Source organism: Mailhella massiliensis, from assembly GCF_900155525.1.
Classification (GTDB): domain Bacteria; phylum Desulfobacterota; class Desulfovibrionia; order Desulfovibrionales; family Desulfovibrionaceae; genus Mailhella; species Mailhella massiliensis.
Map to the genome: position 1 here is coordinate 1 of NZ_LT706937.1, position 13674 is coordinate 13674.

General features: G+C 59.7%; 13 protein-coding genes. 7 read left to right on the top strand and 6 right to left on the bottom strand.

All coding sequences use genetic code 11. The annotated features are described in order from the left end of the window. Positions 1–279: 279 nt before the first annotated feature. The 5 genes from CZ345_RS16955 to CZ345_RS00550 form a co-directional block, all read right to left on the bottom strand. Entirely contained in the window at positions 280–624 is a 345-nt protein-coding gene (locus CZ345_RS16955; protein WP_162274898.1) for a hypothetical protein, read from the bottom strand. 346 nt (positions 625–970) lie between these two features. Continuing rightward, the gene (mtnP, locus tag CZ345_RS00535; protein ID WP_077071255.1) at positions 971–1720 is read right to left on the bottom strand and encodes an S-methyl-5'-thioadenosine phosphorylase; all 750 of its coding nucleotides are present in this window, start codon (positions 1718–1720) and stop codon (positions 971–973) included. A 145-nt stretch (positions 1721–1865) separates the two neighbouring features. After that, a complete protein-coding gene (locus tag CZ345_RS00540; RefSeq protein WP_077071256.1) occupies positions 1866–2468 on the bottom strand; it encodes a class II aldolase/adducin family protein in 603 nt (200 codons plus the stop codon). A 10-nt stretch (positions 2469–2478) separates the two neighbouring features. Beyond that, positions 2479–3585, bottom strand: a complete 1107-nt coding sequence (gene mtnA / locus CZ345_RS00545) for an S-methyl-5-thioribose-1-phosphate isomerase (RefSeq protein ID WP_077071257.1) — start codon at positions 3583–3585, stop codon at positions 2479–2481. Positions 3586–3600: 15 nt separating this feature from the next. Beyond that, entirely contained in the window at positions 3601–4644 is a 1044-nt protein-coding gene (locus tag CZ345_RS00550; protein WP_162274899.1) for an AMIN domain-containing protein, read from the bottom strand. A 140-nt stretch (positions 4645–4784) separates the two neighbouring features. On the opposite strand from CZ345_RS00550, the gene CZ345_RS00555 reads away from it, so the two are divergent. The 5 genes from CZ345_RS00555 to CZ345_RS00575 are packed head-to-tail and all read left to right on the top strand — an operon-like array spanning position 4785 to position 10066. Continuing rightward, positions 4785–5138, top strand: coding sequence for a hydrogenase maturation nickel metallochaperone HypA/HybF (locus CZ345_RS00555; protein WP_077071410.1), 354 nt, complete (start codon positions 4785–4787; stop codon positions 5136–5138). A gap of 45 nt (positions 5139–5183) precedes the next feature. Continuing rightward, positions 5184–5852 carry a hydrogenase nickel incorporation protein HypB gene (gene hypB / locus CZ345_RS00560; protein ID WP_077071259.1) on the top strand — a complete coding sequence of 223 codons (669 nt, stop codon included), beginning with the start codon at positions 5184–5186 and terminating at the stop codon, positions 5850–5852. Next, a complete protein-coding gene (locus CZ345_RS00565; protein ID WP_077071260.1) occupies positions 5845–7212 on the top strand; it encodes a bifunctional folylpolyglutamate synthase/dihydrofolate synthase in 1368 nt (455 codons plus the stop codon). Before hypB ends, CZ345_RS00565 begins: the two co-directional genes overlap by 8 nt. Positions 7213–7248: 36 nt before the next feature. Continuing rightward, positions 7249–8646, top strand: coding sequence for an L-seryl-tRNA(Sec) selenium transferase (gene selA / locus CZ345_RS00570; protein WP_077071261.1), 1398 nt, complete (start codon positions 7249–7251; stop codon positions 8644–8646). Positions 8647–8689: 43 nt separating this feature from the next. Further along, on the top strand, positions 8690–10066 hold the full coding sequence (locus CZ345_RS00575) for an aminopeptidase (protein ID WP_077071262.1): 1377 nt from the start codon (positions 8690–8692) through the stop codon (positions 10064–10066). Positions 10067–10558: 492 nt separating this feature from the next. Here the strand turns inward: CZ345_RS00575 and CZ345_RS00580 are convergent, their stop codons facing one another. Then, positions 10559–11758: an iron-containing alcohol dehydrogenase gene (locus CZ345_RS00580; RefSeq protein WP_077071263.1), complete on the bottom strand. Its 1200-nt coding sequence runs from the start codon at positions 11756–11758 to the stop codon at positions 10559–10561. Between the two features lie 673 nt (positions 11759–12431). Between CZ345_RS00580 and CZ345_RS00590 the strand changes: the two genes are divergently transcribed. Both CZ345_RS00590 and CZ345_RS00595 read left to right on the top strand, forming a co-directional pair. Further along, entirely contained in the window at positions 12432–12926 is a 495-nt protein-coding gene (locus tag CZ345_RS00590; RefSeq protein ID WP_077071265.1) for a GlcG/HbpS family heme-binding protein, read from the top strand. A 144-nt stretch (positions 12927–13070) separates the two neighbouring features. Then, positions 13071–13625: a nitroreductase family protein gene (locus CZ345_RS00595; RefSeq protein WP_077071266.1), complete on the top strand. Its 555-nt coding sequence runs from the start codon at positions 13071–13073 to the stop codon at positions 13623–13625. The last annotated feature ends 49 nt before the right edge of the window (positions 13626–13674 follow it).

Genomic DNA, 13674 nt, shown 5'->3' on the forward strand with positions numbered 1-13674 from the left:
TCAATCTGAGCCAGAATCAAACTCTCCAGTTGAAAAGTATTTGATTTAGAGAACATAAAGTTCTCAAATCGAACTCAAAGCTCTATTTCCCAACTCGCTCTTCACTTGTCAAAGAACCGTGCCGCTCACTCGCGGCGGTGTTGCTTTATGCAACTTTTCGTTTCCGCTGTCAACAACTTTTTTCAAAGTTTTTTTTCAGCGAAGCGCCTTCGGTGTGGGCTCGTTTGAGCCGCTGTGCCTCAGCGCGTTTTCGAGTTATGCCCGTTTCACCCCGTTCTGTCAAACACTTTTTTCGCCTTTTTCGGGAAATTTTTCGCTGATTCTTCGTATCCTGCCGATAAAACTTGTCATAGGGAACAAAATTTTTTTGTTTTTTCTCTTCCGAAAGGCCTTTTTCCGGCAATTCTTCCCCCGAAAGGCCGAAAACGCGGAAAAAATACCCGGCAAAGCGGAAAACAGTTGCAGGAAAGCGCTCTTTTGCCCTTTTCCTCTCAACATTTTCCGCCGCGGCCCGTTTTCAACGGAAACGCCGTTCCACCTCTCTCTTCCGGGAAAACACGCCGTTTTCCGCTTCTCATGCAGAGCTTCCGAGAAGAATCTGCGGCAGACAATACTGAAGAGCATGTGCCCTGTCCCGGGCAAGCATGCTCCCCTCCTCCGCCGGAAGGCGCATGATGCACAGAATCAGTGACCGGAATCCTCTGGTCGCCCGTCGCCTCTTCTGCCCGTATATCCACTGCACACTCTGCCGGTGCAGCGCGCAAAAAAGCCTTCCTTCCTTAAAAAAGCTGTTGTTTTCTCCTTCCGGGAATCTCCGGGTGCTTCCACCAAAAAAAGCGCCCCTCTTTTCAAGGAACGCTTTTTGAACACGGCCTTTCCAGTTCTCCCGGCCTGCCGCAAAGCGGGATTCCCCCTTCCGGGGAAGCCTTCTAAAAACGCATCCTGCCGTGTTCGGTAAGATACGTCTTCTTTACGCCAAGCGGGGGATGACCAGCCGGAAAAGTTCCAGCACCTTTTGCGCATTGGCCTGCGCCACGGAGAGAATGGCCTCCCAGGTAACGGTATCGTCTTCCTTCCAGGAATCATAATCCGTGCTCATGGCCACGGCCGCATACGGTACGCCCAGCTCATTGGCCATGATGGCTTCCGTGGCAATACTCATATTGATGATGTCCGCGCCCCAGCTTCGGAACATGCGGGATTCCGCCCGCGTGGAAAAACGCGGCCCCTCGATGGTAACGACCGTTCCGGTTTTATGGAAGGCATAGCCCAGCCCGGCAAGACCTTCGATCAGCGCGCAACGCAGGTCCGCATCAAAAGGATCGGCCATGGCTGTATGCACGGGCTCGCCCGGAGCGAACGATTCGAAAAAGCTCAGCTTGCGTGACCTTGTGAAGTCGATGAACTGATCGGGAATGATAAGATCGCCGCGCCGTATTTCCTCACGCAGGGAACCGACCGCCGTGCTGGCCAGAACATGGGTGCAGCCTGCGTTCTTCAGCGCCCAGATATTGGCGCGATAGTTCACCTGGGTGGGGGGAATGGTGTGTTCCCTCCCGTGCCGCGCCATGAGCACCACGGGCACGCCGTCGATCATCCCTTCGCGCAGAGAGCTGGAGGGCTGCCCGTAGGGCGTATCCATGACGATGTCGCGGGCGTTTTCAAAAAGAGTGGGGTCGTCAAGCCCGCTGCCGCCGATAATGCCTATTTTTCTGCTCATATTCGCTCCCGTCATGTCGTTTGCAGCTCCGGTCGCATGTCGCGCCCGCCTGTGCCGGACTTTTGCCGACGCGCAGGCAAAAAGCCGTTTTCTGAATCATTCTCCACCCGCCGTCATTCATGCCCGGCGTTACAAAGCGCCCGGATCAGCAGGGAATATACCCCTGCGAGAGCATATAGAGAAGATCGCGCATGTGCTCCACATCGGGAGCATACATGATGAACCCGTCCTGATGTCCGGTCATGACAATGATGCCGTCCGCCGGATGCCGGCGCACCAGCTCCGCGACGCTGCGGGCCATGGCCGGAGTACCGAAGGCCGCATCCGGCGCCGTGGCCGGAGCCCTGCCCTCGATCAGTTGCCCGTAAAGCCCTGCATGATGCAGATGAATGACACAGTTGATGGAAGGAGAAGCCTCATACACCGCCGCATGGGTCATGGATTCCGAACTGGCCTGGGCGGGCCCCGTGGACCACACGGTGTTGGCGTCGATATCGCAGCGGGTCACCAGCGTGTAGCCTTCCGGCCCCAGCTCGGGAATATGCCCCGTAGCCGTGGCCGTGACCACAAAACCGTTTTCCGCGCGGAGAGATACGTTGCCGTAGCCCACGCCGTTTTCCAGAACCCCCACAAGCCCTGCGCGCACAAGATCGGAGCGCAGATCGTTCAACGCCTTCCAGCCGGGATGCGTCGGGGCCGGACCGTTCTCATGCACGCAGCGGTATTTGACATAACCTTCTTCGGTCATCGTTTCTTCCTTATGCCTGTTCAGGATACAGGGAAAGAATGCCCTTTTCCGAGGCCTCGCATACGCCGCGCTCGGTAATGAGCCCCGTAATGAGGCGTGCCGGAGTCACGTCGAAGGCCCAGTTACGGGCGGGCGTCTTCTGCGGGCAGATGAGCACGCGCTCAAGGGCGCCCTTCTCCGAAAGCCCGGACATGACGCGCACCTCGTCGGCCTTTCTTTCTTCAATGGGAATTTCACGCACGCCGTCGCTCAGGGCGAAATCGAACGTGGAGGAAGGCAGCGCCACATAGAAGGGAACCGTATTGTCGTACGCGGCCAGCGCTTTCAGATAGGTACCGATCTTGTTCGCAGCATCGCCCCGGCGCGTCACTCTGTCGGTGCCGGTAATGACCATGTCCACCATGCCGTGCTGCATGAGATGTCCCCCTGCGTTGTCGGCGACAAGATCGTGGGGAACGCCGTGCATACCCAGTTCCCAGGCGGTAAGCGAAGCGCCCTGATTACGCGGCCGTGTTTCATCCACCCATACATGAACGGGAATACCCGCGTCGAACGCGGCGTACACGGGCGAAAGCGCGGAACCGTAATCCACAAAGGCCAGCCACCCGGCATTGCAATGCGTAAGAATATGGACGGGTTTCCCGCCCTTGCGGGCCGCAATTTCCCTGATGATTGCAAGGCCGTGCTCGCCTATGCGGCGGCAGAACGAGGCATCCTCGTCGGCTATGGCCTGCGCTTCGGCATGGGCGGCGGCAACGGCATCCTTCCGGCCCAGCCCGGCAAGAGCCTTCTTCTGCCGCTCCAGCGCCCAGGCAAGATTGCTCGCCGTAGGCCGCGTGGCGCGCATTTTCCCCATGCTTTCCGCCATGAAGCCGGAAAAATCGCCCTCGGGCGCGGTGCGGGCCGCAACCCATACGCCCCATGCCGCGGCAGCGCCGATAAGTCCCGCCCCGCGCACATGCATGTCGCGTATGGCGCGGCACACATCGTCCACGGTTTTCAGCTCAATTGTCCTGAATTCGTGGGGAAGCGCCGTCTGATCGATGATGCAGAGCGTTTCCTCCCCGCCCCTCTCTTCCGTCCAGATGGTACGGTAATGCCTGCCGTTCACGTTCATGTTTCTGCCTCCGGCCTACTGTATGCTCAGCTCAAGGCAGTTGCGGTTCAGGGGAACCAGAGCCACCTTGCCCATGGTCTTCATGTCCAGCACGATGCGGGTCTTGTCGTCATGCTGCCCCACGCGAACAGCCTGAACAAGTCTGTTGCTGGGAACACGGGGAACTTCCAGTTCCCAGTTGCCCGCAAGATCGAGCACCACGCGATCGGGATTGCCGAGAACGGAACAATGCCCCACCATGGGAGCATTGCCCTGAAGAACAAGCTTGATGAGGCTGCCCTTCATGGAAAATTTTGCGGAAGTCACCACCCGTTCATACCGGGGCCGGGCCTTTTTCCCTGCGACTCCCTCGCCGCCCGATACAATACGCGGCTCCGCGGAAGCCTCGCGGGAGGAAGCTGCGGAAGTACGCGCCCGGGCCGTTCCGGCTTCCTCCGCAGCATCGTTCTTTGCGGCAGATGCTGCAACCCGGGAATCCTTCCTTTCGGCCACGGCTTCCACGACAGCAGCCTGCGATTTCTCCGCCTGCTGCGAAAGTACGGCTTTTTCTGCAGAGGCCTTCTCCGCAGAACGGGGCGTTTCCTCACGCTCTGCCGGAACCTTCTTTTCTTCGACCTGTTCCGGCTCCCGGACAGAGAAAGCCTCCACCACCGAAGCAGCAGTCTTCGCTTTCTCATGAACGGGGGAAGAAACGGCGCCTTCGGACGCGGGCGCGGCCTGCTCTCCGCTCCGGGGAGCATTCGGCAACGGCTGCGTCTCATGGCTGCCTTCCGTAAAGCTGCTCTTCTCGCCGGAAGGGGGCGTATCGTCCATGCGCGCGGAAGGAGGTTCCGCGTCCTTTATCGCTTCCGGGCCGGAGGCCTGCTCTTCTTCCATCGAAGAAGACGCGCCTTCCGCCCCTCCTCTGCCTTCCTGATATTCCGTGAGTCCGACAATCTTTCCCGACACTTCCGAACGTCCGGCCTCATAGCCGGGTTCATCCTTCAAAAGCGCGGCAACGCCCACGGCGACGACCAGCATACCCGCCGCACAGGCGAAAAGACGCAATGTCCTGCGCATAGAACCTCTCATGCTTCATGATCCGAAGCGGTATTTCGTACCTCTATAGCCGAGATGTCCATGCCATGACAAGCCGCCCCCTTCATGTGAAAAATTCTGCCACGGTGGACGGTCCGGCCTTTTTCCTATAGACCATGGTCATGCATGAACTTTCCCTTATGGCAAGCGTTATGGACATCGCCCGGGAGGAACTTTCCCGGCACGGGGCCTCGCGTCTTCTTCTTCTGCGCATACGCTACGGCGTACTGGATCAGGTACAGCCCGACGCCATGCGCATGGCCTTCGAGGTCATGACGGCAAAAACGCCTCACGAAGGCGCAAAGCTGGAACTTGTGGAAGAACCGCTCGGACTCTGCTGCCGATTGTGCGGGCATGTGTTCCATCCCGAAGACAAAAACGCTCTGTACCTGCCCTGCCCCGCCTGCGGGGAAACCGCTCCCTTCAGCATCACGGGCGGGGAAGGCATTTTTCTCGACCACCTGGAGGCGGAGTAACACTCGCGCCCTCTTACTCTTTTTCAGAAAAAGCTGAGGTTCACCATGGAAATCCCCGTCGTACGCAATGTACTGGAGGCCAACGACCGCATCGCCGCGCGCCTGCGCGCCGACTTCACGCAGCGCGGCATACTCGTGCTCAACCTCATAAGCTCTCCCGGTTCCGGCAAGACGTCTCTTCTGGAACGCACGCTGAACGACCTCGCGGGAGAATTCCGCATGGCCGTCATCGAAGGCGACCTGCAGACCGACAACGACGCCCGCCGCGTGGCCGCATCCGGCGCGCAGGCCGTGCAGATCAATACCGAAGGGGGCTGCCACCTGAACAGCAGCATGATCAGCGAAGCGCTTCAGGCCGTCGACCTCGAGGGACTCGACATTCTGTTCATCGAAAACGTGGGCAACCTCGTCTGCCCCACGGAATTCGACTGCGGAGAAGATGCGAAGATCGCTCTGCTCAGCGTGACGGAGGGAGACGACAAGCCCCAGAAGTACCCCTATCTTTTCCACAAGGCCAAGGCCATGATTCTCAACAAGATCGACCTGCTGCCCTATGTGGACTTCGACGTGGACAAGGCGCGCGCCCACGCCCGCGCCGCCAACGCCGATCTTGCCGTCATGGAAGTTTCCTGCCGCACCCGTTCCGGCCTGGACGCCTGGTATGAATGGCTGCGCGCCGCAACACGCGCCAAGAAAGAAGCCGCCCATGACTGATCAGAACTTATGCTGCTGCCGCCTGCCTGAGGACGCGCCCTTCCATACCTACGAGGACGTGCTGAAGCATCTGGACTCTCTCGGCCTCTTTCATATGGATATGGGGCTGGGACGTATGGAGCGCGCGCTGAAGGGCCTCGGACTCGACAAGCTCCGCTGCCCCGCCGTACAGATCGTGGGAACCAACGGCAAGGGTTCCACCTCCGTCTTTCTTCAGTCCATAGCCATGGCCCACGGGCTGAACGCGGGGCTGTACACTTCTCCTCATTTCGTATGGCCGGAAGAACGCATCCGTCTGAACCGCACCATGCTTCCCCGCCGCATCTGGCCCGCCCTTGCCGGAGATGCCGTCCGTATCGAGCCCGGGCTCACCTATTTCGAGCTGCTTACCGTCATGGCGGCTTCCGCCTTCCAGACCAGCGAATGCGATCTCATGATCTTCGAAGCGGGACTCGGCGGCCGTTACGACGCCACCACCGCCCTTCCCGTGGACATGACCTGTTTTGTGCCCATGGGCATGGATCACATGAACGTGCTGGGCGACACTCTCGCCGCCATAGCTGACGACAAGGCCGACGCGCTGCGCAAGGGAGTTGCCGTGGCCGTCAGCGCTCCGCAGGTGCCGGAAGCGCAGGACGTTCTCTTTGCACGGGCCGAGGAGCGCGGCATCCCGCTGTGCTCCTGCCCCACGCCCCGGGGCTGCGGCGGCACCCGGGCCGGTATCGCGCTTTGGGAAAACCTGCCCGACGAGCTGAAGGCCTGTTCCGTACTGCCGGAAGACGCGGTGCTCGGCCTGCGGGGACCGCATCAGCGCATCAACGCCCAGACTGCGGTGCTTGCCTGGGTGCTGCTGTGCCACCGCTACCGCTGGAAAACCGACGCCCGCACCATTGCGCGGGGGCTCAGAAATGCCTTCATTCCCGGAAGGCTGCAGTATGTTCCGGCGACGGGACGTCGCCCCGCCCTGTGGCTGGACGGCGCGCACAACACCCACGGCATGACGGCCCTTCTTGCAGCCGTTGCGCAGATGAAGGAAGAGGAACTTCCCGGAGCGCTGGTGTTCTCCTGCCTGGCGGACAAGGAACCGGAAAAACTCACGGCTCTTGTACGCTCTCTGGCAAAAGACCTGCCCCTGTTCGTTCCCACCATCAAAGACAACGCCCGCGCCGCACAGGGGAGCGAGCTGGCCGCCATGCTCGGCCCGAACGCCTGCGCCGTACCGGACCTTGCCGAAGCTCTGGAAAAAGCGAAGTCGGCCGCCGGGGGAAGGCCCGTGATGGTGTGCGGCTCGCTGTACCTGCTTTCGGAGCTTTTCACCCTCTGGCCCGACCTTCTGGAAGCGCCGGGTGCCTCCGCATAACAAGGCTGTTCCCTCCAAACCATGCAAGGAGTATCCATGTCTTCCCTTTTTCGCTCGCTTCCTTCGGTGGACGCCTGCCTGCGCGCTCTTGAAGAAAGGTTTCCTTCCACGGCGCACGCCGTGCTGCGGGAAAGCTGCCGCGCCGTGCTCGAGACTCTCCGTGAAGACATACGCGCGGGCCTTGTGAAGGACGCCTCCGAGCTGACCGTGGAAGCCGTGCTGCCGCGCCTTTGCTCCGCCGTGGAAAAAAGCACCCGTCCCCGTCTCCGCCGCGTGCTCAACGGCGCGGGCGTGGTGGTGCATACCAATCTCGGCCGTTCCGTTCTGGCAAAAAAAGCACAGGAGGCGGTGCGCGTCGCCGCCTCGGGCTACAGCAACCTGGAATTCGACCTGGAAACGGGAGAACGGGGCAGCCGCATCAGCCTTGTGGAAGAGCTTCTCACCACCCTCACCGGCGCGGAGGCCGCCCTTGTGGTGAACAACAACGCTGCGGCGGTGCTGCTCATGCTGGATACGCTCTGCAAAGGCGGGGAAGTCATCCTTTCCCGGGGGCAGCTTGTGGAAATCGGCGGCAGTTTCCGCATTCCCGACGTGATGGAGCGCAGCGGAGCCGCGCTGAAGGAAGTGGGAACCACCAACCGCACCCACCTTGCCGACTACGAAAAGGCCCTCTCTGAAAACACCCGCGCCGTGCTCTGGGTTCATCCTTCCAACTACCGCATCATCGGATTCCACTCCTCGGTTCCCCCTGCGGAGCTTGCCGCCTTCGCCCATGCCCACGGCCTGCCCCTTCTGGAGGATCTCGGAAGCGGGAGCCTGCTCGATTTCTCGCAGTGGGGCCTGCACGATGAACCCACCGTACCGGAAGTGCTGAAGGCAGGTACCGACGTCGTCACCTTTTCCGGCGACAAGGTGCTCGGCGGCCCTCAGGCGGGCATCATCGTGGGCAGGAAGGAGTATGTGGACAGGATGAAGCGCAACCAGCTTCTGCGCGCCCTGCGCTGCGACAAGCTCACCCTGGCGGCGCTCGAAGCCACGCTCAGCCTGTATCTCGACAAGGAAACGGCCCTGCGGGAAGTACCTACGGTGCGCCGCATGACCATGAGCGCCGACCTGCTGCACGCACGCGCCGAAACGCTGCGGGCGCTGCTTGAAAAAGAACTCGGCCCCCTTGCCGGATGTTCGTTGAAAAGCGACTTCTCCCGCGTAGGGGGCGGAGCCTTTCCCGAACAAGGTATGCCCACCACGCTCATAGCCATCAAACCTGCGGGCATATCCGCCGCACAGCTGAAAAAACGCCTGCTCCGCACCGATCCTCCGCTTATCGGCAGGCTGGAAGATCCGTATTTCCAGCTTGACCCCCGCACCCTGGAAGAGGAAGATTTCCCCGATGCGGTGCGCGTGCTTAAACAAGCCCTCTGCGACAACCGCTGACCGAACCGCACCTGAAAACAACTCTCATCCTTTCGAGGTCATCATGGACGAACTTGCATCCACCTCCACTTCCGGCTGGGAAGTCTACCGCTCGGCCGAAGACCGCCGCGCCATGTACGAGCTGGCCGACGCCTATATCCGTTTCATTTCCGACTGCAAGACGGAACGCGAAGCCGTTTCCGGCGTCATCGCCCTTTTGAAGGAAGCGGGCTATACGGAAGGCTTTTCCTCCGATAAAGGCTGGCAGGCCCTGCACAACAAGGCCATCTTCGTGGCCCGCAGGGGCAGACGCCCGCTGAGCGAAGGCATTCGCCTCATAAGCGCCCATACCGACAGCCCCCGCCTCGACCTCAAGCAGCATCCGCTGCAGGAACAGGTGGGAGTGGGCCAGGCCAAGACCCACTATTACGGCGGTCTGCGCAAATACCAGTGGTTTGCGCGTCCGCTGGCCCTGCACGGCGTCATCGTCACGGCCGAAGGCCGTTCCATCGACGTGCGTCTTGGTGAAGAGGAAGGCGATCCGGTCTTCACCATTGCCGATCTTCTGCCCCATCTTTCCCATAAGGACGGCAACCTCACGCTTTCCGACGCCTTCGATGCGGAAAAGCTCAACGTCATTCTGGGGCACGAACCCGTGCTCAAGGAAGAAGATGCGGAAGCCCCCAAGGAACCGGTCAAGGCCCGTATGCTTCAGCTTCTGCATGAGAAGTACGGCATAAAGGAAGACGACCTCATTTCCGCCGAACTTGAAGCCGTGCCCGCCGGCCCCGCCCGCTATGTGGGACTGGACAAGGGTATCGTGGGCGGCTATGGTCAGGACGACCGCATCTGCGTCTACACCGCCCTGCGAGCGCTGCTTGATGCGGAAGAACCCGAATACACTTCCTGCCTCATTTTCTGGGACAAGGAGGAAATCGGTTCCGACGGTTCCACCGGCGCAAGCTCGCGCTTCTTCCAGTACTGCGTGGAAGACATGGCCGCCTATTGGGAACCGGAAACCCCCTTCCGCCGCATCATGATGAACACGAAGGCCCTTTCCGGCGACGTACATGCGGCCGTGGACCCCGACTGGCAGGACAGGCACGAGCTTAAAAATTCCGCCTTTTTCGGTCACGGCGTGGCATTCTGCAAGTTCACCGGTTCCCGCGGCAAGTACGGCGCCAACGACGCGCACCCCGAATACGTCGGCTGGATGCGCGGCGTGCTGGATGCGAAGAACATTCCCTGGCAGATGGCGGAGCTCGGCAAGGTGGACGTGGGCGGCGGCGGAACCGTGGCCCTTTTCCTGGCCGCCTACGGCATGGATGTGGTGGACGCCGGGCCCGCGCTGCTCGGGATGCACAGTCCCTTCGAACTTTCTTCCGTGCCCGACATCTACTCTGCGAAACTCGCCTATCAGGCCTTCCTTGAAGCGAAATAAAAGTCTTTTTTCCTCTGCTCCGCAGACCGCATTCTGAACACGGGGCCCCGGAACTTCCGGGGCCTTTTCTTTTTCATCACGCTCCGCCGTCATGCTGCGGAGCCTGTCACCTTCCACGAAAAACGACGTCTTTTTCCCAGCCCTCTTGCTCCGCCCGGAAGACGCAGGAAAACTTTTCCGCCCTCCGTTTCTCCCCGTATTCACGCCAAACCAAGCTTTCGGCTCTTCCGCTGCGGAGCTTGCCCGGAGAGTATGCACTCCGGCTCCCGGCATCCTTTTCCCTGCAAGTTGCGGCACGGGACAGACCGCAACATACGCGCGCCGAGGCTGCCCCTCCGGGAACACCGGTCGTTCCCTCCCCTGAACATGTTCCCTTAGGCAGAACGCGCATAGACAAAACGGGCGCGTATGTGTTTCATACGCGCCCGCCGGGGAGGGATGTACCAGAATGTGGAGGGGGCCGGAGGGGAAGCTCCGGCCTATGTCATGCTCTTACAGGGCCTTCTTGTAGATGGCGGCCACGGCGGCATCGGTCATGATGCGGGGGTTGGTCAGGCCGCAGGCGTCCTTCTGGGCGTTGGCGGTCATGATCGGAATGTCTTCCTCGCGGACTTCCTTGCCGTACTTCTTGCCGAGGGCGATGAGGCCGTCGGGGATGTTCACATCGCGGGAGAGTTCGCGGATGGCCTTGACGGCGGCTTCAGCGGACTCATTGGCGGTGTAGCCTTCGGTACGTTCACCGAGCAGCTTGGCGATGCGGCCGAAGCGGCGACGGGCGGCGATGAGGTTGTATTCGCAGACGTAGGGCAGCAGAATGGCGTTGCATTCGCCGTGCGGCAGGTTGTAGAAGCCGCCGAGCTGATGAGCCATGGCGTGGACGTGGCCGAGGCTGGCGTTGTTGAAGGCCATACCGGCGAGGTACTGGGCGTAGCACATGCCTTCGCGGGCTTCCTTGTCCTGACCGTTGGCCACGGCACGACGCAGATAACGGTTGATGAATTCAATGGCCTTTTCAGCGCAGGCATCCGTCATGGGAGTGGCGGCAGTGGAAACATAGGCTTCCACGGCGTGGGTCAGAGCGTCCATACCGGTGGCGGCGGTGAGCGAAGGCGGCATACCCATCATGAGGACGGGGTCGTCGATGGCGACGCTGGGGGTGCAGCGCCAGTCCACGATGGCCATCTTCACCTTGCGGGCCACGTCGGTGATGATGCAGAAACGGGTCATTTCGGAAGCGGTACCGGCGGTGGTGTTCACGGCAATGTAGGGCGGGAAGGGCTTGGAGGACTTGTCCACGCCTTCGTAGTCCTGAATCTTGCCGCCGTTGCTCACGAGGAAGCCGACGCCCTTGCCGCAGTCATGGGAGCTGCCGCCGCCGAGGGTGATGAGGCTGTCGCAGCCGTTTTCCTTATATACGGCAGCAGCGTCCGTAACATTCTGATCGGTGGGGTTCGGAACGGCACCGTCGAACACAACATAGGAAATACCCGCGCCGTCAAGAATGTCGGTGATCTGCTTCAGAATGCCGCAGGCAACGATACCCTTATCGGTTACTATAAGAGGATGCTTGGCGCCCAGGCTCTTCAGACGGTTGGGAATCTCCTTGCTGCAGTTGGGACCTACCAGAGTAACAGTAGGAATGAAGAAGGAAGTGATCTGACCCTGATACATGCATTTGACATCGGTGCTCATAGTAACTCCTTGGTAGCATTGATAGCGAAAGGATAAGAGACTTGTACTGTATTTGTCCTACGGGAATGCTGTGAAAAAGTCAAAGCTTATAAAAAAATAAAAAAATAACTATTTCATTTCAAAATTCAATAAAGAAAATCATCAATAATCATGGCATATTACCATGTTACCAAATCAACAAGCCCGAAACTTTTCCGCTTCCATTTCAAAATTCCATTTCAAAACTATTTTCCAATGCCCTCCCCCGTCCCCCCTGGGGAAGGATTTAACATGGCGGCATTTCATACAACCTATCGTATAATACACGAAAATCATTCATACTCTTTCTCTATTTCAAAAAAATTGAAACCTGCCTTGTCCCGTTTTCTCCTCTCCCCAGAAAGAGAGTTTCCTCTTCTCCCTCTCCGTTCCACCGGAAAACTTTTCCGACTTTTCCGTATGTCGCTGTCTCCCCAACGCTCTTTCCCTCTCTTTAATGAAGAAGAAACCTCCGCCCCGGGGCTTTTCGCCCCAGCTTCCGTTTTTCCCCTGCCCCGCCGTTTCCGGGAAAATACCGTGCACATGCAGAAACCGCCTTGAAACACATCATATCCTGGGCTATAAGAAAACAAACCGAAAGAACGTACATGATCTTTTCCGTCATGTCCGCCTTTTGCAAAACATGGAGAGTATCATGCGTCACATTCTTCTTACCTGCGCTCTTCTGGCCGCTCTGGTTGCTCCCGCCTCCGCCGCCGTCGACACCAGCAAACTTCAGCTTCCCGGCGATCTGACGCTGGAACAGGCCCAGAAGGTCGTGGACGGCGCTCTCGCCTTCGCCAAGAAGCAGGGCGTGCCCATGAACATCACCGTCGTCGACGCCGGCGGCAACCTCAAGGCCTTCTGCCGCATGGACGGCGCGTTCCTCGGCAGCATCGACGTTTCCATGAAGAAGGCGAAGACCGCGCGCATGTTCAACATGTCCAGCGCCGAACTCGGCGCCGCGTCCCAGCCCGGCGGCGAACTGTTCGGCATTGAAGTGACCAACGGCGGCCTCGTGATCTTCGGCGGCGGCGAGCTGCTGAAGGACAAGAACGGCGTCATCGTCGGCGCCATCGGCGTTTCCGGCGGTTCCGTGCAGGAAGACACCAATGTGGCCAAGGCCGGTGTCGCCGCGCTGAACAAATAAACGGAAGGCCGCCTCTCCGGCGGCAGAGGACTTTTTTACCGGCCATCAGGGGCGGATGCCTTCCGGTATCCGCCCTTTTCCTTCCGGCCGCGCGTTTTCCTCCGTCTTTTTCCCTCTCTCCATGGGGTATTGAGGATTTTCTTTATGGATATCATTCAGGCCATCAAAGCACGGCGCAGCATACGCAGCTATACGGAAGAGCCGATAGCAAGGCAGGTTGTGGAAAAACTTGCGGAACTTGCCGTCAAGGCTCCCACGGGATCGGGCATGGAGCCATGGGGATTCGCACTTCTTCAGGACAGGCAGGAAATCGACGCGCTCTCCGAACGCATCAAGAAAAAGGTGCTGGAGCACCTGGAAGACTATCCGCAGTTTTCGCAATATGAAGGGTGGCTGCGCAACGACAAGTACCACATTTTCAATAACGCGGGCACGGTGCTCATCATCTACGGCGACCGCACCTCGCCCTGGCATGTGTACGACTGCACCCTTGCGGCGGGCAACATCATGCTCGCGGCGCAGGAACAGGGCATAGGGTGCTGCTGGATAGGCTTTGCCGAGGCGCTGTTTGACGAAGCCGACTTCAAGGCCGCCCACCACGTTCCCGAAAACTTCCATCTTGTGGCGACGCTGAGCATGGGATACGCCAGAGTTGCCGTTCCGCCCTGTACCCGCAAGGCTCCCGTTTTCTTTTCCTGAACATGACAGCCCGGGAACCGGGCGGAGCGCGGGACTTCCTCCTGACCCG

Bases quoted from the DNA above. Each gene is read 5' to 3' on its own strand.
- CZ345_RS16955 (WP_162274898.1), bottom strand. From the start codon at position 624: ATGCTCTTCAGTATTGTCTGCCGCAGATTCTTCTCGGAAGCTCTGCAT.
- mtnP (WP_077071255.1), bottom strand. From the start codon at position 1,720: ATGAGCAGAAAAATAGGCATTATCGGCGGCAGCGGGCTTGACGACCCC.
- CZ345_RS00540 (WP_077071256.1), bottom strand. From the start codon at position 2,468: ATGACCGAAGAAGGTTATGTCAAATACCGCTGCGTGCATGAGAACGGT.
- mtnA (WP_077071257.1), bottom strand. From the start codon at position 3,585: ATGAACGTGAACGGCAGGCATTACCGTACCATCTGGACGGAAGAGAGG.
- CZ345_RS00550 (WP_162274899.1), bottom strand. From the start codon at position 4,644: ATGCGCAGGACATTGCGTCTTTTCGCCTGTGCGGCGGGTATGCTGGTC.
- CZ345_RS00555 (WP_077071410.1), top strand. From the start codon at position 4,785: ATGCATGAACTTTCCCTTATGGCAAGCGTTATGGACATCGCCCGGGAG.
- hypB (WP_077071259.1), top strand. From the start codon at position 5,184: ATGGAAATCCCCGTCGTACGCAATGTACTGGAGGCCAACGACCGCATC.
- CZ345_RS00565 (WP_077071260.1), top strand. From the start codon at position 5,845: ATGACTGATCAGAACTTATGCTGCTGCCGCCTGCCTGAGGACGCGCCC.
- selA (WP_077071261.1), top strand. From the start codon at position 7,249: ATGTCTTCCCTTTTTCGCTCGCTTCCTTCGGTGGACGCCTGCCTGCGC.
- CZ345_RS00575 (WP_077071262.1), top strand. From the start codon at position 8,690: ATGGACGAACTTGCATCCACCTCCACTTCCGGCTGGGAAGTCTACCGC.
- CZ345_RS00580 (WP_077071263.1), bottom strand. From the start codon at position 11,758: ATGAGCACCGATGTCAAATGCATGTATCAGGGTCAGATCACTTCCTTC.
- CZ345_RS00590 (WP_077071265.1), top strand. From the start codon at position 12,432: ATGCGTCACATTCTTCTTACCTGCGCTCTTCTGGCCGCTCTGGTTGCT.
- CZ345_RS00595 (WP_077071266.1), top strand. From the start codon at position 13,071: ATGGATATCATTCAGGCCATCAAAGCACGGCGCAGCATACGCAGCTAT.